This window comes from Nitratireductor sp. GCM10026969 (genome assembly GCF_042660605.1).
Classification (GTDB): Bacteria; Pseudomonadota; Alphaproteobacteria; order Rhizobiales; family Rhizobiaceae; genus Chelativorans.
The window spans coordinates 1-20,088 of sequence record NZ_JBHSUM010000032.1; the positions used below are offsets into that span (position 1 = coordinate 1).

Consider the following 20,088-nt stretch of genomic DNA (forward strand, 5'->3'; position numbering starts at 1 on the left):
AACTTCGGCCGCTTCTCCGACGACCTCAGAGACCTCACCCTCGACGACCAGGGCCTCTTCCTCAACGTCGTCGGGAAGTTCTGACCGCGCTCCGCTGCACGCTAGATGGGGCAGGATGTTTTGGGGCTTATAGGGTATCGGCGTGAAGGGGCATCGGGAATGCAGGAGCAAAAGCAATGGACATGTGACGGCTGTGGCGCCGTTAGGCAGGAAAGGAAGATCGACATTCATCGATGGGTTCGTGAGCCGAACCAGAAACGATACATCGAGCTTTGTCCGGCTTGCCAGATTCGGATGCTGAAAAGAGAACCGTCGCACACGCGCCATGTTCGGAACGCGTCTTCCATTTCGATGTGGCACCTTCGAGCGTCGTGATATGGACGCAGCGGGCGGCGCAGACCGGCTCGGTCAGTCCGGGCAAGATGGGCGGGCACCGCAAGCCGGTTCTGGAGGGGCAGCGGGAGTGGCTGCTTGATCAGGTCCGGCGCCGCCCGGAGTTGACGGTGAAAGGGCTGCAGGCGCTGTTGGCCGAGCGTGGTGTCGCGGTCAGCCACGACACGATCTGGCGGTTCCTGCGTGCCTGCGGGCTCAGTTTCAAAAAAAGACGCTGGTCGCGGACGAACGCAACCGCCCTGATGTGAGGCGCCGCCGCGAACGCTGGCAGCGCCATCAGGGGCGGATCGACCCGAAGCGGCTGGTCTTCATCGACGAGACCTGGGTGAAGACCAACATGGCGCCGCTCAGGGGCTGGGCGCCGAAAGGGGAACGGTTTGCCGGGCGGGCGCCGTTCGGGCACTGGACACGTCGACCTTTATCGCCGGGTGGGGAGGGCTGGAAACTACGCCACAGCCACTCCCACACACACGATTCGAATGCGCGCTCCTCCGCCTCACCGCGCACGAGCCCCCCAGTTCAAGGTGCTCGGGCAGGCGGACTTCACGGCAGACAGCTTCACACCTATCGCGCAGATCAACGCGGATCCCTCCGCCGTGCACGTGGCGATGAACGGAGAGCTTCAGACGCTGGGCGATATCGTCGCGCGGCTCAAGGAAGATCCCGTGAGCCTGAAGATTTCGTGCGGCGGCACATGCAGCGCCTCGTGGGACATCCCCTTTGTGTCGCTCCTCCTCGCGGAAGGCGTGGATGTGTCAAAGCTCAACCTCATTCCCGCGTCCGGGTCGGCAGCAGGCCTGCAGGAACTGGCGGCCGGGGGCGTGGATATCGTCCTGTCTTCCGTGCCAGAGACCGATGCGATGACGGAGGCGGGGCTGGTGAAGACGGTTGCGGTCCTGGCGGAGGAGCGGCTCGGGAAGTATCCGGATGTACCTACCGCCGAGGAAAAAACCGGACATGATGTGAGCGGTGGCACTTGGAGGGGCGTTGCCGGCCCGGCAGACATGGATCCCGCTCTCGTCGAGGAGATTGAGGCCGCGGTCAAGGAGGCTTTCGAATCCGAAGCTTTCCAAGCCGGCATGTCCGAGCGTGGTTTCGGTGCGGTTTGGCTGAATTCCGAGGACTTCGGCGCGTTCCTGGACAAGCATGTGCAGTAAACCAACGAGGTTCTGAACGCGCTCAACCAGACTGAATAGCGCAGTCCTATCCATAGTCTCTAACCGGTTCGAGGCGGGTTCGTTCGGTCCCGTCCTCGAAGGGTCCTTGCCCGGTGCCGATATCGTGGCGCTGCTGAATCCCCGCGCCGCTCCGGGTCGACGCCTTCGTGGACCGGCTTGCGGCCGAGATTGTGAGCGGCGGGGCATGACGTGCCTTAACTGACAGCGCAGCATCCGGGCGGCGCTTCACTATCCGCCGCTGCACGCAGGACCAACGTCTTGGGTGGGCTCAATCGAGCCATCTATCGGCGGTCGTCGCCGAGGAACCGCAAGACGCTCCGCTCACCGGCCTCCGTTCTCTACGCCATATTCGCCACGTGCCTCGCAGATCGCCTGATGGTTCTCATTCGCCCAGGCAATGAGTCCCTTCATCGGCATCAGGAAGGAGCGGCCGAGGTCCGTCAGCTCGTACTCGACCCGCGGCGGAACTTCCGGATAGAGGGTGCGTCGCACGAAGCCATCCTCCTCCAGACGCCTCAGCGTTTTGGAGAGCATCTGCTTGGAGATGTCGGTGATCGCTCGCTCAATCTCGCTGAAGCGCATGGTTCCGTGCTCGAGCACCTGGAGAATGAGCAGGCTCCATTGGTCGCCGATCCGGTCGAGAACATCTCTGATCGGACAAGGTTGTTCGAACACGAAGGGAATGGAAACGAGTTTACCTTGGCTCATTCTGCTGTGCTCCATGACGCTCGTGGTCACACCGGGCTGACCTGATCACCGGACGATGACGTCTTGCAAGGGCGATCCCGATATCATAGGTGGCCGGGCCAGGTCTAGCTTATAGACCTGATCAGGATCTCAAACCGAAGGGGGATGGATATGGCACATATCGCGCTTATCGGCGCATCCGGCAATGTCGGCTCGCGCATTCTCAAGGAACTGTCCGATCGGGGACATCGGGTCACGGCCATTGCGCGCAACCCCGAAAAGATCGGAGCGCTGCCGGGCGTGACGGCCGTCGAGGGCGATGCGCAGGACAGCGCGTCTCTGGCCGAACTGGTCCGGGGGCATGACGCCGTCGTCAGCGCGACCCGGTTCATCGGCACCGATTTCTCGATCATTACCGACGCACTGCGCAAGGCCGGCGTCACGCGCTACCTGGTCGTCGGCGGCGCGGCCAGCCTGGAAGTCGCCCCCGGCAAACGCCTTCTCGACCAGCCGGACTTCCCGGCCGCCTACAAGGAGGAGGCCATCAGGGGCGCCGAAACGCTCGCCTACCTGCGCACGATCGACGACCTCGACTGGACCTTCCTGTCACCCTCGGCAATGTTCGTTCCCGGCGAACGGACAGGCAAGTTCCGGCTCGGCAAGGATGAACTGCTGACCGGCGAAAACGGGTCGAGCGTTTCCTTCGAGGATTACGCCATCGCCATGGTGGACGAGATCGAAAACCCCAAGCACATCCGCCAGCGCTTCACCGTCGGATACTGATCCACGGCTGGCGGCCAAACCGGAAGCCGGCGCCCGTCATCACGAAGAGCCTTATCCATGTCCGAGACAATCCAACTTACTTACCTGTTCGATCCGCTTTGCGGCTGGTGCTACGGCGCCTCGCCCGCGATCGGGAAGCTCATGCAACAGGACGAGATCGAGGTCACGATCATCCCGACCGGATTGTTCGCCGGCGCTGGCGCGTTCCCGATGAATGCCGGTTTCGCGGCGCATGCATGGGAGGCCGACCAGCGCATCGCGAAGCTCACCGGCCAGGTCTTCAGTGAAGCCTATCGCAAGAACGTGCTGGAAAGCGGAACAGGCCAAATCGATTCCGGCCCCGCCACGTTGGCGCTGACCTCCGTGCGTCTGACCGCGCCCGAACGCGAATTCGAGGCCCTGAAGGCTATCCAGCGCGCACGCTACGTCGAGGGACGCGACAATGGCGATCCGGCCGTCATTGCCGATATCCTGGCCGAGCTGGGTCTCAATGAGGCCGCCGAGCGCTTTGCGGCCCCCGACGAGGAACTGCGCGCGTCTAACGCAGGCCGGATCGAAGCGGCGCAGGCCGAGTTGCATCGCTTCGGTGCACCGGGCGTGCCGACCCTCATCGCCGGAGAGGGGCAGGACGCCCGCCTCGTCAATTCGAGCGCGCTCTACGGCAGCGCTGACGAACTGATCGCGGGTCTGCGCGCCGCGTGACATCGCCAAACAGCAACAAACGAGGAAGACCCGTGACCGACACCGCATTTCCCGCAACCGGCCATATCTACAAGGCGGATTATGGCGACCCCGTCTTTCGCGTCGCTTTCGACGCGGATGGCGAGACATTGCGATGGGCGCCTTTCGGTGCCGAGGATTTCGAGGCCGCTGCCACGACCGAAACCTATCGGGCGACTTACATCCGCCCCGGCGTTTTCATGGTGACCTGGCAGGAGGCGGACGGCATCACCGTCGCCCATGTCGAGGATTTCGAGAACGACACCGTCCACGCCGCCATCACGCTTCCGGACCACAAGTTCCTCACCCTCACCGGGAGCTGGACGCGTCTGGACTGAGTTCCTTTTCTCCATCAATCGCGAAACCAGGAGGATTCCATGTTTACGAGAAGAGAAGTCATGAAAACGGCGCTGGCCGCCGGTGCCGCCGTGGTCGTCTCACCGCTGCCCGCATTGGCACAATCGTCGCTGTCGTGGGAGTATTTCCCGACCAACGACAGCGGCTTCTTCCGCGCGCCGGTGCTCCTCAAAGGTGCCACCGAGGCGGTTCTCATCGACGGCGGCTTTACGCTCTCTGACGGCAGCGCTGTCGCCGACGCGATCAAGGCGAGCGGCCTGAAGCTCACAACCGTTTATGTCAGCGTCAACGATCCTGACTACTATTTCAGCCTCGCTCCGGTGAAAGCCGCGTTTCCGGATGCGCGCGTGATTGCAGCGCCCGACACGGTCGCCGCTATCGAGGAAAATGTCGCGGGAAAGATCGAGGCCTGGGGACCGCAGCTTGGCGACAACGGCCCGCAGTCGGTCGACGAAGTCGTGATGCCGGAACCTTCCGACGTGGCATCGCTTGCGGTCGATGGCGAGACGGTGGAAATCGTCACCATCGAAGACATGCACGATCGCCGCTACCACTGGGTTCCCTCGCTCGAAGCGGTTTTTGGCGGCGTCCTGGTTTATGGTGGTCTGCATCCCTGGATCGCCGACGTCCCCAACCCGGAAGATCGTGCGGCCTGGATCCGCGCTCTGGACGGCATCGCCGCGCGTAACCCGAAGATCGTCGTGCCCGGCCACATGAAGCCGGATTGGCCGACCGATCTCTCCGGCGTCACCTTCACGCGCGACTATCTTGTCGCCTATGAAGAGGAGTTCGCCAAGGCCAAGGACAGCGCCGAACTCATCGCGGCGATGAAGAAGCGCTATCCGGATGCCGGTCTGGATGTTGCCCTCGAGATCGGCGCCAAGGTCGCCAAAGGCGAGATGAAGTGGGGCTGAGCCAGGGGATCAAAGGACCGGCCGGCATTCAAGCCGGCCGGTCCCTATCTCATATGAAGCCTCCTGCAACAGGAGACGGTCCTCCCAACGAACTCAGGTGACCAAGGGGCGTCTGTGACCGTGTTGCGGGCAATCGCCGTGGCCTCATGTACGCGGTAGAGCGCGTACCTTTGCCAGGATCTTCGAACCGGTCAGCCGGTGGCGCCGATGGTGGCGATCTTCACGTAAGTGCATCCGTCCTCGCTATTTACAGCACATTCTTCAAAGATCGAGCACGAGCTCGCGGCTTGCGGGTACTGCCGAGCAGATCAGGACTTCATCAGGACCACCGCTTGCGGTGGGTTCCTCGGGGTAGGCGACAGAGCCCTCCACGAGACGGGCCGTGCAGGTGCCGCAGACGCCGGCTCGGCAGTTCCAGGGGGCATCGACGCCTGCGGCCTCGGCAAGGTCGAGCAAAGAGCCCTCTGCCGGTTTCCAGGAGACGCGTATGCCCGCCCGACGGAAGGTGACGTCGGCTTCCGCTGCCGGCGAAAGCTCCCGACGTTCCTCCTGCATTGCCGCTGCCCGGCGTTGGAGCCGCGCCGGGCCGAAGGCTTCGGCATGGATATGCTCATCCGCGATGCCGAGGCCGGTCAGCAGATCATAGGCCGTCTGCATGAACCCCGCCGGCCCGCAGAGATAGACCTCATAATCGTCAAGCGGCAAGAGCGACTGCAGCAGCGCCCGGTCGATGCGCCCGGTGCTGTCATGGTCTCGCCCCGGGACATCCTGCGGCCGCGGGCGGGAGTAGCGCACATGCACAGTCAGGTTCGCATTGCGTTCGGCGAGAAGGCGGACATCACGGGAGAAGACATGCTCTGCGCCGTTTCGTGCGGCATGGATGAAGAAGATCGGACGATCGGGCTGGCGCGGCCGTCCGGCCATGCCGCCGGTCAGGTGGTCGAGCATGGCGAACATCGGCGTTACGCCGATGCCGGCGGACAAAAGCACGATGGGTCTGCGGCTGCTCGTATCCAGGATGAAGTCGCCACGCGGCGCCAGAGCGTGAATGACCGTCCCCGCCCGCGCATGGACGTGCAGCCAGTTGCTGACGCTCGGCCGCGCACCGGCGTGAGTCCGGCGCTTCACGGTCAGTCTGTATTCCCGGCCATTCGCATCGCTGCAGATCGTGTAGGTGCGCCGGAGCGGCTGCGCCTCGCCGGGAACCTCGACAGCGATCGGCAGGAACTGGCCCGGCAGGTGAGGCGTGATGGCGTTGCCGTCCTGCGGCGAGAGACGGAAGGAGCTCACCGTCCCGTTCTCCTCTTCGACCCGCGTGACGACGAAACGGCGCCAGGTATTCGCCTGGGCCGCGTCGTCGGCCGCGCGCGCCACGTCCGCCCAGGTGCCGGTGGCGGCGATTTGCGGCGCAGGCTCGGGGTTCGACCAGCGCATGGGCAAGGCGTTCGCCATGAACAGGCCCTCGCTCAGACGGAAGGAGAGGAGCCGCTCCGCGCCGGGGAAAGCCCGAACCTCCGGCGCATCCCAGATCACCTCGGCCTCGCCCGTCACCATCAGCACGTGACCGGCGGCAAAGTCTACGAAGAGCAGCCCGGCCTTCGGGTTGAGCAGCAGGTTGCCGAAGGTGGAGAAGGCAGAGTTGCCGGCGAAGTCGGGCGCGACGAGCACGGAGCGCCCGTCCTCCTGTCGCACGTCGACAAAGCCCGGCTTGCCACCGCGGTGGTTCACGTCGGCGCCTTCGACCGGGTTCTCCCCGCCTGCGCCGGGCGAGGCGGTGGCGATGAAGAAGGTGTCGGCCATGCGCACCAACTCGGCCGCTTCGGCTGAGAGAGCCGCACCCTCCCGGCGGATCGGCCTACTGGCTTTGCCCGTGGACGCGGGGGAGACGAGATGCGGTGCGCGGGCTTGGATGTATTGCGGGCAATTGCCGAAACTCTGATCGACGGCGATGGTAAAGCTGTCCTTGCCCGCCTCGATCACCCGCCCGTTCACGCGGTTACGGCGGCGCGTCTCGGGCTGGATGCCCAGCATGCCAACGGCAGCGTCCTTCCTGAGGTTGGCGCGCAAAGGATCGCCTGAGAGCGGTCGCCCCGCGATCGTCAGCCGGCGCGGATCGGGCGATTGCACGAAGCCCGGCGGGCTGACGAGGATCGAGGCCCAGGGCTGCCTTGCAGCATCGAGGCTGCCGAGGATGACGAAGGGCAACTCGGCGAAGAACTCCCGGTGCTGGTCGGGCATGAAGCTGCGGATGACCTTGCGCCCGATGCGCTCGGCCATTTCACGGGCGCCCGCGCGCGCCTGCGCGGCCTGCTCCCCCGCATGGTAGGGCGAGCTGTCCCGATCCCATCCGGGAAGCGGCTGGTAAGTCTGCGGGGAGGACATGGATCTCTCCAAGGGCTGAACTTTGGAACGCGTTGCTAGGCCACCACGGGTTCCGGTACCTCATGCATCGGCACGAAGCGGGGCAGTGCCTCGATACGGGAAAGCCACGCGCTCACCTTGGGGTAAGGCGTAAGCGCCACGCCGCCTTCCGGTGCGCGCGCGGTGTAGGCATAAAGCGCGACATCGGCGATGGTCGCCTCCTCTCCAACGAGGAACGGCCTTGAGGCCAAATGGGATTCGAGGATCGTAAAAAGCTGATCGGCGATGCCTTTCGCCCGCTCGTGGTCGAGCGGGAGCTTGAACACGGTGGCGAGTCGCGCAGCGGCAGGGCCGTGGGCGAGCTGCCCCGCAGCGACCGACAGCCACCGCTGAACCGCGGCTGCGGCGACCGCGTCTGCCGGGTACCAGCGGCGCGAGGCGTCGTATTTAAGCGCGAGATAGACGAGGATGGCGTTGCTGTCGGCAAGCACCACGTCGCCGTCCTCCAGCACCGGAATCTGGCCGAAGGGATTGCGGGCAAGGAAGTCGGGTCTCCTGTGCGCCCCTTGAGCGAAATCGACTTCGACGAACGCGACAGGCAGGCCGAGCAGCGACAAAAACAGCTCGACACGGTGGCAATGGCCCGAGAGCAGGTGGCGATGGAGGACGACAGGCTTCATTTCTGCGGACATGGGAACTTCCTTGAGCAACATCGGATGGACGGCGTTGCAAGGGTCGTTCTTTTTATAGACTGTGTTAATGCAAAAAAGGTGCAGCAAATAATTTCGATAATCGGAACAATCGATGGATCGGTTCAGGAGCATTCAGGTTCTCATCGCCGTGGCCGAGGAAGGAGGCTTCGCGCCCGCGGCGAAGCGGCTCGGCATGTCGCCACCGGCCGTCACCCGGGCGGTCGCCGCGCTGGAAGACCATCTCGGCGTGCGCCTGTTCAGTCGCACCACGCGGGTCGTCCGCCTGACCGAAACCGGGGCGCGCTTTCTTGCGGATGGCAGGCGCATCCTGGAAGGGTTGGCCGAGGCTGAGGCCTCAGCCACCGGCGCCCATTCCGAACTGCGCGGCGAGGTCGGGGTGACGGCGCCTTCGATGTTCGGCAGCCTGTTCGTGGCGCCGATCGCCATCGATTTCCTCGCCCGCCACCCGGAAGTCAGCGTGCGCACCCTTCTGGTGGACAGGGTCGTCGACCTGGTCGAAGAAGGCTTCGACATCGCTGTGCGCATCGCGCACCTGCCGGACTCGTCGCTCATGGCGATCCAGGTCGGCTCGATGCGACATGTCGTCTGCGCCGCACCCTCTTATCTCGCCGAGCACGGTGTGCCGAAAGAGCTGGCCGACCTCCTGCGCATGGAGGCGATCGACTTCTCCTTCTCCATTCCCCAGCGACAATGGGCCTTTCCCGTCGCCGGCCGCACCAAGATCGTGCGGCCGCCGGCGCGCTTCTTTGCCAATTCGGCAGAGGTCGCCGTCGCCGCGGCTGTGGCGGGGCGGGGCATTGTCCGTTTGCTCGCCTACCAGGTGGAGCAGGAGGTCCGCGCCGGCAAGCTCGAGATCTTGCTCGCCAACTACGAGCCGCCCCCCATCCCCGTCCACGTGGTCCATGTTGAAGGGCGCCGCGCGGCTGCGCGCGTGCGCGCCTTCGTCGATCTCGCGGTCGAGCGTTTGCGCGCGGAGACCTGGTTGAACTGACCGCCTGCCAGTTTCAAGCCAATCGGCTCAGTGGCTTGCCTTTGGCGAGCGAAAGCCCGCTGGAGTGTTGAAGTTCAGTGCTGGACCCGAGTGATCGTCGTCGGCCTTGCGGACACTGCCGCCTTTACCGCGGCGCGCAAACCGGGAGAGTGCAGGATCGGTCAAACCGTCACGATAATCTTGCCGAACTGATTGTTCGATTCCAGGAAGCGATGTGCCTCGCCGGTCTCATCGAAAGGAAAGGTTTTGGTGATTACCGGCTGAAGCTGCGGACGCGCTGGTGGCAGGCCCGGCTGGGTCCATTCATGGCTGTTTCCCCGTCAAGGCCGCCCGCCGGCACAGGTCGTGCCGGCCAACCGGCTGCGTCTCGATGACCTCGATGCGATCGCCGACGCCGCAACCGCGGGCATGGGGCTTGCCTGGCTTCCATCCTGGCTGGTTCGCGAGCGCATTCGGGCGGGCTCACTTGTCCCGCTACTGGAAGATCATCCAGGATATGTGTTCGACGATTATGCGCTGTGGCTGCAGACGCCGTACTTACCGTTGAAGATTCGCGTTGCTGTCGATGCGTCGGCTGCTGCTTTGCCCAAATACATGACATGAATACCCAAGGTGCGATTCGGTGGGCTGCGCAGATGCACAGGCATCAGTGAATATTCGGGCTGAACGACCGCTCTGAAAAGGCGCACACACGACCATCTAGCGGGCGCTTCTAGTGTCCGCCGGCCATTTCGGCCGGCTTGAGCGTCTGCCAAAAGCAGATGTTGCGGGGGGCAGATTAGATGAGCAGGCCTCCGTTCAGTCGTTTGGGGAACGTTACCACCTGCAATGGGTTTTCACAGGTGAGGACGCTATTTTGGAAGCGCTACGTCCACCCGGAGCCACGCCCACAGCCGAGATTGCCGCAACAGATACGGAGATTTGATCCGACAAGCGTTCTTTGTCACCGTTTGGGAAAGGCTGAAGCGATATCGTTCGCGACTGGAAAGGTCTGTCATTGAACGTTCACCCGAGCATCATCCCTGAGGACGAGCCGCAGCGATTGGCGGCGGTGAGGCGTTACGACATCCTCGATACGCCTCCGGACGGTTCGTTCGACCGGATCACCGCCATAGCCGCCCGCCGCTTCAACGTTCCGATTTCGATCATCAGCATCGTGGACCACGACCGCATCTGGTTCAAATCGCACCACGGCGTTCAGGTGGAGCAGGTCGAACGCGATCCGGGGTTATGCGCGTCGGCCATCCTGTCAGCGGACCCTCACATCCTCACCGATGCCAACGTCGACGCTCGTTCGCTTGCCAATCCGCTGGTCGCAGGTGAGTTCGGGCTGCGGTTCTATGCAGGTGTCCCGCTGCGGACCAGCGATGGTTATAATCTCGGCACGCTCTGCGTCATCGACAGGGAAGCCCGTCCGATTAGCCAGGCAGAAATCGAGGAACTCAAAGACCTCGCCTCGGTGGTGATGGACCAGATGGAATTGCGCTTATCCGCTCGGCAGGCAGTCGCCAGAGCAGAGATCATGGCGCGTGAGATCGACCACCGCGTGAGGAACAGTCTCCACTTTGTTTCGGCCTTACTGACCATGCAGGCCCGCCTATCCGATCTTCCACCTGCCGCCTCGGAGCAGTTGCAGATGGCCGCGAATAGGGTGGCGGCGGTCGCGCGGGTTCACCAGAATTTTCACATTGAAGCTGCGGACGAGATATCCTGCATCGGTTTCCTGCGTCGACTCTGCGCAGATCTCTCCGGCATACTGGACAGGCCCGTGAAGGTGGACGGCGACGAAGGAAACGTCCCCACGGAACGGATCCAGCCGATTGGACTGATCGTGAATGAGCTTGTGACCAATGCCGCCAAGCATGGCGCGACAAATATCAACGTCGTATACCATCTCAAGGATGGCATGCACGAACTGAGCGTCAGGGACAACGGTGAAGGCTTGCCTCCCGGTTTCGACTTGGAGCAGAGCGCGAGTGGCCTCGGAATGAAAGTGGTCAAGGCCCTTGCGGACCAGCTCGGTGGCCGCGTTTCTGCGGTTCCTAATCCCAGCGGCTGCGGTTGCTGCTTCACAGTGGCGTTCCCCGCCTAGAATCCGGGCCCTAGCGGGTTCCTCTGGCGACAGAATTGGGATTCAGGACCTCTGAAGGCCCCACTATGGGTTGCATGCTCCAGCGGCGCCCTGGACGAGCGCGCCGTTTCAAAGATCGTACCTGGCTAGCTATGACTCCTGCTTGCTTGCGCAAGATGGCAGTGGCTTCGACATAGCCTACTGCTAAAATCCCACGCAGCCGCGCACGCGAAGCGCGTTCATTTTGACATGGGATCGATATTGTCCAAGCCATTTACGATCAGCATGCCCTACGAGGCGGCAGTCGCGGATTTGGACAGTGGTGAAATGGAAGCGCTCGCCTATTAGCTGGCGGCCCTTCCTGGCCAACAAAAGCTGGTTTGGCTGAGATCTCGCAGGCGCGGCGGGTGCCCTTGCTTATTCTATGGACGGGTGTTTACGCCGATTTTATCGCGCGTGTCGGGAAAGGTATCGGTCGTTCGTCCTAAAGGAAGTCCGTCCTGCCAACGCGACAACTGGGGAGACCGGGATACTGCCAAACTGGCCCAAGTTCCGTTGTAGAGGCGGTGCAAGCACATGACCCCCAAGAACCGAGGAGATTGGATATGACCGAACTCGTTACGTGCCTGTGGTTCGATCACGGTGAAGCAAGCAAGGCGGCGGAGTTCTATGCCGCCACCTTTCCCGACAGCCATGTCGAACGGGTGAACGCGGCTCCCGGCGATTTTCCCGGCGGGCACGAAGACAGTGAACTGACGGTCGAATTCACCGTGCTGGGGCGCCGGTTTGTCGGCCTGAACGGCGGCCCGAACTTCAAACCGAATGAATCGGTGAGCTTCATGGTCGTGACCGAAGACCAGGAGGAGACCGACCGTTACTGGGACGCGATCGTCGGCAATGGAGGCGCCGAGAGCGCCTGCGGCTGGTGCAGGGACCGTTGGGGCTTCTCCTGGCAGATTACGCCGAGGCGACTGCTGGACCTGACGACGAGTTCCGATCGCAATGAAGCAAAGCGCGCCTTCGAGGCGATGATGACGATGAAGAAAATCGACATCGCGGCGCTGGAAGCCGCGGTAGCAGGCTAACCCGCCCAAGGCGACCGCGCCTTGGAAAGCTCAATGAATGGAAATGATCATGCCCAACACCGTTAAACTGCACCGGGTTTTCGCCACGAAATCCGAAAAGGTCTACCGCGCGTTTCTGGAACCTGACGCGGTTGCGAGCTGGCTCCCGCCCTTCGGTTTTACCTGCACGGTCCATGAACTTGAGGCGAAGGAAGGCGGCAAGCACAGAATGTCCTTCCGGAACTTCACGACTGGGCAAAGCCATTCCTTCGGCGGCACCTATCTGAAACTCGTTCCCGGAGAGATGCTCGTCTACAGCGACGTGTTCGATGATCCGAACCTTCCGGGCGAGATGAAGGTGACCGTCACGCTAAGGGCCGTTTCAGTCGGAACGGAGATGACGGTGGTTCAGGAGAACGTGCCCGATCTGATCCCCCTCGAGGCATGTTATCTCGGTTGGCAGGAGTCGCTGCGCAAGCTTGCCAAACTTGTCGAGCCCGAAATCACGCAATGAACCGTCGGGGAAATCGGATCCAACTGCGACAACAAGGAAACCAAGATGACCGACCAGCAGATCACCATCGCTACCACCATCGCCGCGCCGATCGAACGCGTCTGGGAGGCCTACACGACGCCCGCTGATATCACGCGGTGGAACTTCGCTTCCGACGACTGGTGCTGCCCGAGCGCCGAAGCCGACCTGAAGGTGGGCGGCGCCTACAAGGCGCGCATGGAAGCCAAGGACGGCAGTTTCGGATTCGATTTCGAGGCGGTGTACGAAGAGGTCGAGCCGTACAAGGCGATCACATTGGCCATGAGCGACGGGCGCAAGGCGCGCACGATCTTCGAAGCCGCTGGAAACGGTACGAAGGTGACGACCATATTCGATGCCGAGACGCAGAATTCCATCGAGATGCAGCGCGACGGCTGGCAGGCGATCCTGAACAACTTCGAGCGTTATGTTGGAGAGTGACGCCTCCCCGGCACTCAGTCGATCGCCTCGATGCCTTCCGCTTCCAGGCGTTCTAGATGGTCCTTCATTTCCTTCAGGCGTTCGGGCGAGTGGCCCTGCCACCCGGTGACCGCACCCGTGACCCGTAGCGGGTCGCGGGTGCGGTAAGACTGCGTCGGATTGCCTGGGAATTTCTTGTCCGTCAGGTTGGGGTCGTCCTCAATCGGGCCGGTCGGCTCCACGATGTAGATCCTTTCCCGGCCGTCGCCGGCGGCCAGTTCGACGCCCCAGATGGCCGCATCCCGCGTGCCGGTGAGATAGACCCAGGATGCCTGCTTCCGATTGCCGTAGTTGGAGCTGTAGCCTGGCACGATCAGCCCTCCCGGTTTCATGTCGGCCCGGGTGCCGTGGTAAAATCGCTGCGGGCACGATCTTTTATCGTATTCATTACGGATGCGGGGGATATGGGCCGCGGCGGCGCTCAATCTCTCGGCCTCCTTTCCAGCCTGACAACTCCGTCGAATCGACCCATACTCCTCCCTGACCCGGAGGCGAGCCTTTTCGGAATCAAATGTCGAGTGGGCCCGAAACGACCTTTTGGGTGGCCATTGGTGAAGACGTATCCCCACCAAAGGTCCTGCTCCCTCGAGCGCGAGGAATTCAGCGTGAGCTTTGAAGTGAGCGCGACTCATCGGTCGCCGCTGTGGCGCGCCGCGTTTATGTGAGGCTGCGGCATCTTCCGTCGCAAATTGTAACATGCCGTTTCCCAATGTGACGCCGCACGCCTCAACTTCTCCAAGTTGTCGTTTTCATTGCCTTGCGAGTAAGGCGTCGCCTCCAGTGCGCAATATCCGTAGTGAGTGAATTTCATGCACCGTCGTTCCTTCATCGTCTCCGGGGCAAGGCTTCTTTTGGGGGCGTCGGCCGTCTTGGGCGCGCGCGCCGCTCTTGCCCAGGAGCCCGAGGAAACCGATCTGCCCGGTGCTGGGGGTGAGGGTCACGCCTTTTCGTTCGAGCGCTTGACCCGGGCCATGAAGCAGCGCGCCGAAGAGCCCTTCGCGCCTCCGGAGGAGACCTTGCCGGAGGTGGTGGCCGAACTGACCTATGACGAGCACCGGGCGATCCGCTTTCGGCCCGACGAGGCGTTGTGGCGCGGGGAGGCGCCCTTCGAACTGCAGGCCTTCCATCCCGGATGGCTGTTCAAGCATCCGGTGAGGATCCATGTGGTCGAGGACGGCCGCGCCTCCCTCGTCCACATAGACGCCAACCGGTTCGAATACCGCAAGCCGCTCAATTCGGAGGATTTCGCCGGTCTCGAACTGCCGGGCGTGGCCGGTTTCCGGCTGCACTATCCGCTCAACGATCCGCAGGTCATGGACGAGCTGGTGTCGTTTCTCGGTGCCAGCTATTTCCGCGCCCTGGGGCGTGGAAACTTCTACGGGCTTTCGGCGCGGGGGATTGCGGTCAACACCGCGACGACCAGGGGGGAGGAGTTTCCCCGGTTCACGGATTTCTGGATCGAGAAGCCCAGCCGGCAGGGCGAGAACATAACCGTCTATGCCGCCCTCGAAGGCGAGAGCCTGACAGGCGCCTATGCCTTCAAGATCACACCGGGCAAGAACACCGTGATGGACGTGACGGCCCGTCTTTTCATCCGCAACGACATTCAGCGGCTGGGCATTGCCCCCATGACGTCGATGTTTCTGTACGCCGAGAACAACAGAAGCGCCTTCGATGATTTCCGCGGACAGGTGCACGACAGCGACGGGCTGAAGGTCGTGCGTGCCGACGGGGAGCAATTGTGGCGCAACCTCAACAATCCGCACGAACTGGCGATGTCGTTCTTCAGCGAAACCAGCCCGAAGGCCTTCGGGCTCTTCCAGCGCGATCGCGACTTCGATCATTATCAGGATGCGGGTGCGGGGTACGAGCGGCGGCCCTCGCTTCTCGTGGAACCCCTGGACGACTGGGGGAAGGGAGCGGTCAACCTCGTCGAGCTGCCCACCGAGCTGGAAGTCAACGACAACATCGTCGCCTTCTGGATTCCCGAGGGGGAATTCAAGGCCGGGCAGGAGCACACTTTTCGTTACCGCCTGACATGGGGATCCATCGAGGAGCCCACGGACGAGCTTGCCCGGGTTTCGGCCCTGCGCACCGGGGTGGGCGGTGTTTCGGGGATGGAGAACGGGGAGGATCTGCGGAAGTTCGTGATTGATTTCGAGGGTGAATCCCTCAGGAACTTATCTGCGGATGAAGGCGTTGAAGCCAACGTTTCAGCCAGCCGCGCAACAATCGTCCATTCCACCGTATCGCGGATCGAGGCAAACGGCGCCTGGCGCCTCGTGATCGATCTTACGCCCGAGGACGACGCTCCGGTGGAGTTGACCGCCTATCTGCGGCGTGGCGACCGCAAATTGTCGGAGACCTGGGTTTACCAATGGAGAAGAAATGATGCGCGTTCCTGAGGGACAAACCCGCTCGCGCCATCCTGTAGAGGAAAGTGGCCTGCCGGCCGCGCCGATGGCCATGCCGGAGCAGATGCTTGTCCGGCAGCGCGTCCGCGGCCTTTTCCTGCGGCCGCTGATCGAGTGGTTCGCGCCGCGATAGTCTTTCGCGCCGGCGTCGCCCGGCAGCAATGGGTTTTCACATGGTCACGCTCCGGCGCTCGCTTTCCGTCTCTTTTGCCATCGTTATGGCCGCCATCGCCAGCTTTCTGGCGGTAGGCTTCTACTATTCGGACGGGCTCCAGTGGCTCGACCTCGTGCGTGTGGCGCTTTTGGCCGTGACGACGGCCTGGCTCGCCTGGGGCGCGGGGCTGGCGCTCAACGGCCTGCTCGCCGGGCGCGAGCGGGCGATCCGGGCGCCGCCTGCTTCTTCCGGGGCGACGACCGCGGTTCTGGTCCCCGTCTACAACGAGGATCCGGCCAAGAGTTTTTCCCACGTCGCGGCCATGGTGAAGAGCCTCCACATGACGGGCGCCGGCGAGCACTTTGATTTCGCCATCCTGTCGGACACGAACGATCCGCGCATCGCCGCGCAGGAGGCGTTCTGGTTTGCGCGGCTGAAGCAGGAGGTCGGGGACAAGCACCACATCTACTACCGCCGGCGCGAGACGAACCCCGGCAAGAAGGCCGGCAACATCGCCGACTTCATCAGGACCTCGGGCGCGCTCTACGACTATCTCATCATCCTCGATGCCGACAGCCTGATGGAAGGTACCACGATGGTGGAGATGGTGCGGCGCATGGATGCCGATCCGGAGCTCGGCCTGTTGCAGACGTTGCCGAAGGTCATCCGCGCGCGTTCCTTCTTCGGCCGCGCCATCCAGTTTTCCGCTTCCTACTATTCACCCGTCTTCGCGCGGGGCCTTGCCCTGCTGCAGGGGCGCGAAGGCCCCTTCTGGGGCCACAACGCCATTACACGCACGCGCGCCTTCGCCCAGAGCTGCGGCCTGCCGGTCTTGCCGGGCAAGCCGCCCTTCGGCGGGCACATCCTCAGCCATGACTATGTGGAAGCCGCGCTGCTGGCGCGCAACGGCTGGAAGGTGCGCATCGATCCCGATCTCCGGGGCTCCTTCGAGGAAGGGCCCGACAACGTCGTCGATTACGCCAAGCGTGACCGGCGCTGGTGCCAGGGCAACCTGCAGCACGGGCGCATCATCGCAGCGCCGGAGCTGAAGCCGTGGAGCCGGTTCGTGTTCCTGCAGGGCATCATGGCCTATGTGGCGGCGCCGCTTTGGGCGCTGTTCCTGATCGCCAGCATCGCCGCTCCGGCGATGCAGGTGATCCCGGACTATTTTCCCGTTCCGGGCCTGCCGGTCTTTCCGCGCGTCGAGCAGGCCAACGCGCTGGCGCTTCTGACCGGCGTCGTGGGCCTCCTGATCGGCCCCAAGATCCTCGTCCTCATCGACGGCGCGATCTCCGGGCGCAACCGGCGGTTCGGGGGAACGCTGAGATGCTTTCTCAGCGCGGTCGTCGAAATCGCGCTCACCAGTGTTCTCGCCCCGATCATGATGCTGTTCCAGACGCGCGCCGTTCTGCAGATCCTGGCGGGCGCCGATGCCGGCTGGCCGGCCGCCAATCGCGAGGCGGGCCGGGTGCGCCTGGGCGAGGCGTGGGCGGCGAGCTGGTGGATCGTCGCAATAGGCTCGCTGACCATCGGCGCGGCCTACCGGCTGGCGCCGGGCTTCCTGCCGTACATCATGCTGGTGGCCGGGCCGCAACTGTTCGCGCCCGTGCTCATCAGTGCAACCTCGCTCGCCAGCCACTGGCTTTACCGGCATCTCGGCCTCTTTGCGACGACGGAAGAGCTGGCGCCGAGCCGGGTAATGCGCCAGCAGGAGGACATCCTCTCGCGCTGGCGACGGAATCAGGGTGTCGAGCTACCCACCGAGCCGCTCCCCGGCGCTGCCTCGGCCGAGACGGAGAAGCTCAGGTGAATACGACCTTGCCACCGCGGAAGACCAGCCGCGACCTTCGTCTCGACGTCTTCCGCGGATTGGCCCTCCTGACCATCTTCGTCAATCACGTTCCGGGCAATTTCTACGAACGTTTCACCTCCCGCAACTTCGGCTTTTCCGACGCGGCGGAGGCGTTCGTCCTGATGTCGGGCATTGCCGTGGGCCTTGCCTATTCACGCGGTTTCAGGGCGGGCGATTTCGGCAACGCGCTGCTGCGCATCTGGCGCCGGGCGGGAACGATCTATGTCGCCCACATCGTCACCTCGGTCATCGCGATCGCCATCGTCGCCTCGGGCATTCTCTACCTCGACACGGTGGATATCGTGCGCCGGGTGAATTTCACGCGGCTTCTCGACCGGCCGCTTTCGGCAATGGTGGGCATCCCCACGCTCGGACACCAGCTCGGCTATTTCAACATCCTGCCGCTCTACTTTACCCTCCTGATCGTCTCGCCGTTCTATATCGTGCTCGGCCTCAGGAATCGCTGGGCGATGCTGGGTCTTGCCTTTGCCATCTGGTTTCTGGCGGGCATGTTCCGGCTGAACCTGCCCAATTTTCCCAATCCCGGCGGGTGGTTCTTCAATCCGATCAGCTGGCAGCTCGTCTATGCCATCGGCATCGCGATGGGCCTTTCGATGACCGAGGGGCGAAAGCTGGTGCTCTATGACAGCCGGCTTTTCGGGCTGGCGGTCGCCTTTCTCGTCCTCGCCTTTTTCTGGGTGCAGCTGCGGCTCGGCGCGCTTCCGGGAAGGGAGACGCTGCCCTTCTTCATCGCCGGCTTCGACAAGTCGTTCGTCGCGGCACCGCGCCTTCTGCATGTATTGGCGCTCACCTATGTGGTGGTGAACCTTCCCGCCGTCGCGTGGCTGATCGCGACACCGTTCTTCCGGCCGGTTGCGCTGATGGGGCGGAACGGTCTCGCCGTCTTTGCCACGGGCTCGGTCCTGGCGATCGCGCTGCAGGTCTTGCGTGCGCGTTTTCAGACCAGCTTTTTCGAGGATACCGCCCTGCTGGCGGGGGGGATCCTTGTTCAGTACGGGATTGCCTGGTTCCTCACCGCGACGTCGGAGAAAAAGCGCACCGACGCGACATACCGACCCGAACCGGCCGGACAGCCGGCCGAACCACCCCTGGCCGGACAGCCGGGAGTGGCGCTCTACAGCCAGTCAGGCATCGAATCGCGGTCGATGAGATCCCCGTAGCTGGGACGCGGCCGCACGACGTGGAAACGGTCGCCGCGAACCAGCACCTCCGGCACCAGCAGGCGGGAGTTATACGTGCTGGACAAGACCGCGCCATAAGCACCGGCGGTGGCGACGGCGATCAGATCGCCGGCGGCGAGCACGGGCAGATCGCGGTCCAGCGCCAGATAGTCTCCGGTCTCGCAGACCGGACCGACGACATCGGCCCGCATCCGCGGTGCGTCGTCGGCCGGCGCGCGGACCGGGCGGATGGCATGATAGGCCTCATAAAGCGTGGGGCGGATGAGGTCGTTCATAGCCGCGTCGATGATCACGAAGTTCTTCGCCTCACCTTCCTTCACATAGATGACCCGCGAGACGAGAATGCCCGCGTTGCCGGCGATCAGCCGGCCCGGCTCGAGGAAAACCTTGACGCCCAGCCGGGTGACGTGCTTGCGCACGACCTCGCCATAAGCATCGGGCAGCGGAGGAGGCTCATTGTCTTCGCGGTAGGGCACGCCCAGCCCGCCGCCGAGATCGACATGCTTGATGGCATGGCCATCGCCGCGCAGCGTCTCCGTCAGCTCCGTCAAAAGCGAAAAGGCCTGGTCGAAAGGCTGAAGCTCGGTGATCTGGCTGCCGATGTGCATGTCGATGCCGGTCACCCGCAGGCCGGGCAGGCGGGCGGCGTGCCGGTAGGCCTCGCGCGCATCCTTCCAGGGAATGCCGAACTTGTTCTCCGCCTTGCCCGTGGAGATCTTCTTGTGCGTCTTCGCGTCCACATCCGGATTGATGCGCAGGGAGACCGGGGCTTCGACGCCTAGGGCCTCGGCGCGGGCGGAAAGCAGTTCCAGTTCCGGCAGGGATTCGACATTGAAGCACAGGATGCCGGCCGAAAGGGCATAGTCCATCTCGTGCTCGGTCTTTGCGACGCCGGAGAAGAGAATCCTGTCGGCCGGGATGCCGGCGGCGAGCGCCCGCCGCAACTCGCCTTCCGAAACCACGTCCGCGCCGGCGCCCAACTGGCCAAGGGTCCGGATCACGGCCTGGTTGGAGTTCGCCTTCATCGCATAGCAGATGAGGGAGTCCAGCCCGGAAAGCGCCTCGGCGAAGACGTTGTAGTGACGCGTCAGTGTAGCCGTGGAGTAGCAATAGAAGGGCGTGCCGACGGCGGCCGCGATCTCGGGGATGGGCACGTCTTCGGCATGGAGAATGCCGTTGTGGTATTGAAAATGGTTCACTAGGCGACTCTTGTCGTGCGCGA

Annotated in this window: 20 protein-coding genes and 3 pseudogenes; 16 read left to right on the top strand and 7 right to left on the bottom strand. The window is 63.4% G+C overall.

Annotated elements, in window-relative coordinates; all coding sequences use genetic code 11:
* Positions 1 to 327 (bottom strand): hypothetical protein (locus ACFP9U_RS09460; protein ID WP_378620881.1); only part of this gene is annotated, 327 nt, incomplete at its 3' end.
* A gap of 20 nt (positions 328 to 347) precedes the next feature.
* Between ACFP9U_RS09460 and ACFP9U_RS09465 the strand changes: the two are divergent.
* Together ACFP9U_RS09465 and ACFP9U_RS09470 are read left to right on the top strand one after the other, a co-directional pair.
* Positions 348 to 799, top strand: a pseudogene (locus ACFP9U_RS09465) (IS630 family transposase); the annotation flags it as partial.
* 22 nt (positions 800 to 821) lie between these two features.
* Complete coding sequence (locus tag ACFP9U_RS09470) at positions 822 to 1,550, top strand: tripartite tricarboxylate transporter substrate-binding protein (RefSeq protein ID WP_378620940.1); 729 nt, start codon at positions 822 to 824, stop codon at positions 1,548 to 1,550.
* Between the two features lie 342 nt (positions 1,551 to 1,892).
* On the opposite strand, the gene ACFP9U_RS09475 is transcribed toward ACFP9U_RS09470, so the two are convergent.
* Complete coding sequence (locus ACFP9U_RS09475; protein WP_378620883.1) at positions 1,893 to 2,279, bottom strand: winged helix-turn-helix transcriptional regulator; 387 nt, start codon at positions 2,277 to 2,279, stop codon at positions 1,893 to 1,895.
* A 150-nt stretch (positions 2,280 to 2,429) separates the two neighbouring features.
* Here ACFP9U_RS09475 and ACFP9U_RS09480 point away from each other — a divergent pair, with 150 nt between their 5' ends.
* Genes ACFP9U_RS09480 through ACFP9U_RS09495 form a run of 4 tightly spaced genes read left to right on the top strand, consistent with a single transcriptional unit; the run spans position 2,430 to position 5,032 of the window.
* The gene (locus ACFP9U_RS09480; protein ID WP_378620884.1) at positions 2,430 to 3,041 is read left to right on the top strand and encodes an NAD(P)-dependent oxidoreductase; all 612 of its coding nucleotides are present in this window, start codon (positions 2,430 to 2,432) and stop codon (positions 3,039 to 3,041) included.
* 57 nt (positions 3,042 to 3,098) lie between these two features.
* The gene (locus tag ACFP9U_RS09485) at positions 3,099 to 3,743 is read left to right on the top strand and encodes a DsbA family protein (protein ID WP_378620886.1); all 645 of its coding nucleotides are present in this window, start codon (positions 3,099 to 3,101) and stop codon (positions 3,741 to 3,743) included.
* 32 nt (positions 3,744 to 3,775) lie between these two features.
* Complete coding sequence (locus ACFP9U_RS09490) at positions 3,776 to 4,099, top strand: MoaF-related domain-containing protein (RefSeq protein WP_378620888.1); 324 nt, start codon at positions 3,776 to 3,778, stop codon at positions 4,097 to 4,099.
* Positions 4,100 to 4,138: 39 nt separating this feature from the next.
* Complete coding sequence (locus ACFP9U_RS09495; RefSeq protein ID WP_378620890.1) at positions 4,139 to 5,032, top strand: MBL fold metallo-hydrolase; 894 nt, start codon at positions 4,139 to 4,141, stop codon at positions 5,030 to 5,032.
* Positions 5,033 to 5,293: 261 nt separating this feature from the next.
* On the opposite strand, the gene ACFP9U_RS09500 is transcribed toward ACFP9U_RS09495, so the two are convergent.
* On the bottom strand, positions 5,294 to 7,414 hold the full coding sequence (locus ACFP9U_RS09500; protein ID WP_378620891.1) for a pyridoxamine 5'-phosphate oxidase family protein: 2,121 nt from the start codon (positions 7,412 to 7,414) through the stop codon (positions 5,294 to 5,296).
* Positions 7,415 to 7,449: 35 nt separating this feature from the next.
* The gene (locus ACFP9U_RS09505; RefSeq protein ID WP_378620942.1) at positions 7,450 to 8,073 is read right to left on the bottom strand and encodes a glutathione S-transferase family protein; all 624 of its coding nucleotides are present in this window, start codon (positions 8,071 to 8,073) and stop codon (positions 7,450 to 7,452) included.
* Positions 8,074 to 8,197: 124 nt separating this feature from the next.
* Here ACFP9U_RS09505 and ACFP9U_RS09510 point away from each other — a divergent pair, with 124 nt between their 5' ends.
* Positions 8,198 to 9,097, top strand: a complete 900-nt coding sequence (locus ACFP9U_RS09510) for a LysR family transcriptional regulator (protein ID WP_378620893.1) — start codon at positions 8,198 to 8,200, stop codon at positions 9,095 to 9,097.
* Between the two features lie 161 nt (positions 9,098 to 9,258).
* Here ACFP9U_RS09510 and ACFP9U_RS09515 read toward each other — a convergent pair.
* Positions 9,259 to 9,363, bottom strand: a pseudogene (locus ACFP9U_RS09515) (zinc-binding dehydrogenase); the annotation flags it as partial.
* Between the two features lie 19 nt (positions 9,364 to 9,382).
* Here ACFP9U_RS09515 and ACFP9U_RS09520 point away from each other — a divergent pair.
* The 5 genes and pseudogenes from ACFP9U_RS09520 to ACFP9U_RS09540 all read left to right on the top strand — a co-directional run.
* Positions 9,383 to 9,700 (top strand): annotated as a pseudogene (locus tag ACFP9U_RS09520) (LysR substrate-binding domain-containing protein); the annotation flags it as partial.
* A gap of 394 nt (positions 9,701 to 10,094) precedes the next feature.
* Complete coding sequence (locus ACFP9U_RS09525) at positions 10,095 to 11,189, top strand: sensor histidine kinase (RefSeq protein ID WP_378620894.1); 1,095 nt, start codon at positions 10,095 to 10,097, stop codon at positions 11,187 to 11,189.
* A 584-nt stretch (positions 11,190 to 11,773) separates the two neighbouring features.
* Positions 11,774 to 12,253, top strand: a complete 480-nt coding sequence (locus tag ACFP9U_RS09530) for a VOC family protein (RefSeq protein ID WP_378620896.1) — start codon at positions 11,774 to 11,776, stop codon at positions 12,251 to 12,253.
* A 49-nt stretch (positions 12,254 to 12,302) separates the two neighbouring features.
* Positions 12,303 to 12,746, top strand: coding sequence for an SRPBCC family protein (locus ACFP9U_RS09535; RefSeq protein ID WP_378620897.1), 444 nt, complete (start codon positions 12,303 to 12,305; stop codon positions 12,744 to 12,746).
* 45 nt (positions 12,747 to 12,791) lie between these two features.
* Positions 12,792 to 13,205, top strand: coding sequence for an SRPBCC family protein (locus tag ACFP9U_RS09540; RefSeq protein ID WP_378620899.1), 414 nt, complete (start codon positions 12,792 to 12,794; stop codon positions 13,203 to 13,205).
* A 14-nt stretch (positions 13,206 to 13,219) separates the two neighbouring features.
* On the opposite strand, the gene arr is transcribed toward ACFP9U_RS09540, so the two are convergent.
* Entirely contained in the window at positions 13,220 to 13,639 is a 420-nt protein-coding gene (gene arr / locus ACFP9U_RS09545; RefSeq protein WP_378620944.1) for an NAD(+)--rifampin ADP-ribosyltransferase, read from the bottom strand.
* A gap of 414 nt (positions 13,640 to 14,053) precedes the next feature.
* Here arr and ACFP9U_RS09550 point away from each other — a divergent pair, with 414 nt between their 5' ends.
* Genes ACFP9U_RS09550 through ACFP9U_RS09565 form a run of 4 tightly spaced genes read left to right on the top strand, consistent with a single transcriptional unit; the run spans position 14,054 to position 18,845 of the window.
* Entirely contained in the window at positions 14,054 to 15,649 is a 1,596-nt protein-coding gene (locus tag ACFP9U_RS09550) for a glucan biosynthesis protein (protein ID WP_378620901.1), read from the top strand.
* Positions 15,633 to 15,791 (top strand): hypothetical protein, encoded by a 159-nt coding sequence (locus ACFP9U_RS09555; RefSeq protein ID WP_378620903.1) that lies wholly within the window; start codon positions 15,633 to 15,635, stop codon positions 15,789 to 15,791. The genes ACFP9U_RS09550 and ACFP9U_RS09555 overlap by 17 nt, the downstream gene beginning before the upstream one ends.
* Positions 15,792 to 15,831: 40 nt before the next feature.
* Positions 15,832 to 17,622, top strand: a complete 1,791-nt coding sequence (gene mdoH, locus ACFP9U_RS09560) for a glucans biosynthesis glucosyltransferase MdoH (RefSeq protein WP_378620904.1) — start codon at positions 15,832 to 15,834, stop codon at positions 17,620 to 17,622.
* Positions 17,619 to 18,845 (top strand): OpgC family protein, encoded by a 1,227-nt coding sequence (locus ACFP9U_RS09565; protein WP_378620906.1) that lies wholly within the window; start codon positions 17,619 to 17,621, stop codon positions 18,843 to 18,845. Before mdoH ends, ACFP9U_RS09565 begins: the two co-directional genes overlap by 4 nt.
* On the opposite strand, the gene lysA is transcribed toward ACFP9U_RS09565, so the two are convergent.
* Positions 18,800 to 20,065 carry a diaminopimelate decarboxylase gene (lysA, locus tag ACFP9U_RS09570; protein WP_378620907.1) on the bottom strand — a complete coding sequence of 422 codons (1,266 nt, stop codon included), beginning with the start codon at positions 20,063 to 20,065 and terminating at the stop codon, positions 18,800 to 18,802. The two genes, ACFP9U_RS09565 and lysA, sit on opposite strands and share 46 nt — an antisense overlap.
* Between the last annotated feature and the right edge of the window lie 23 nt (positions 20,066 to 20,088).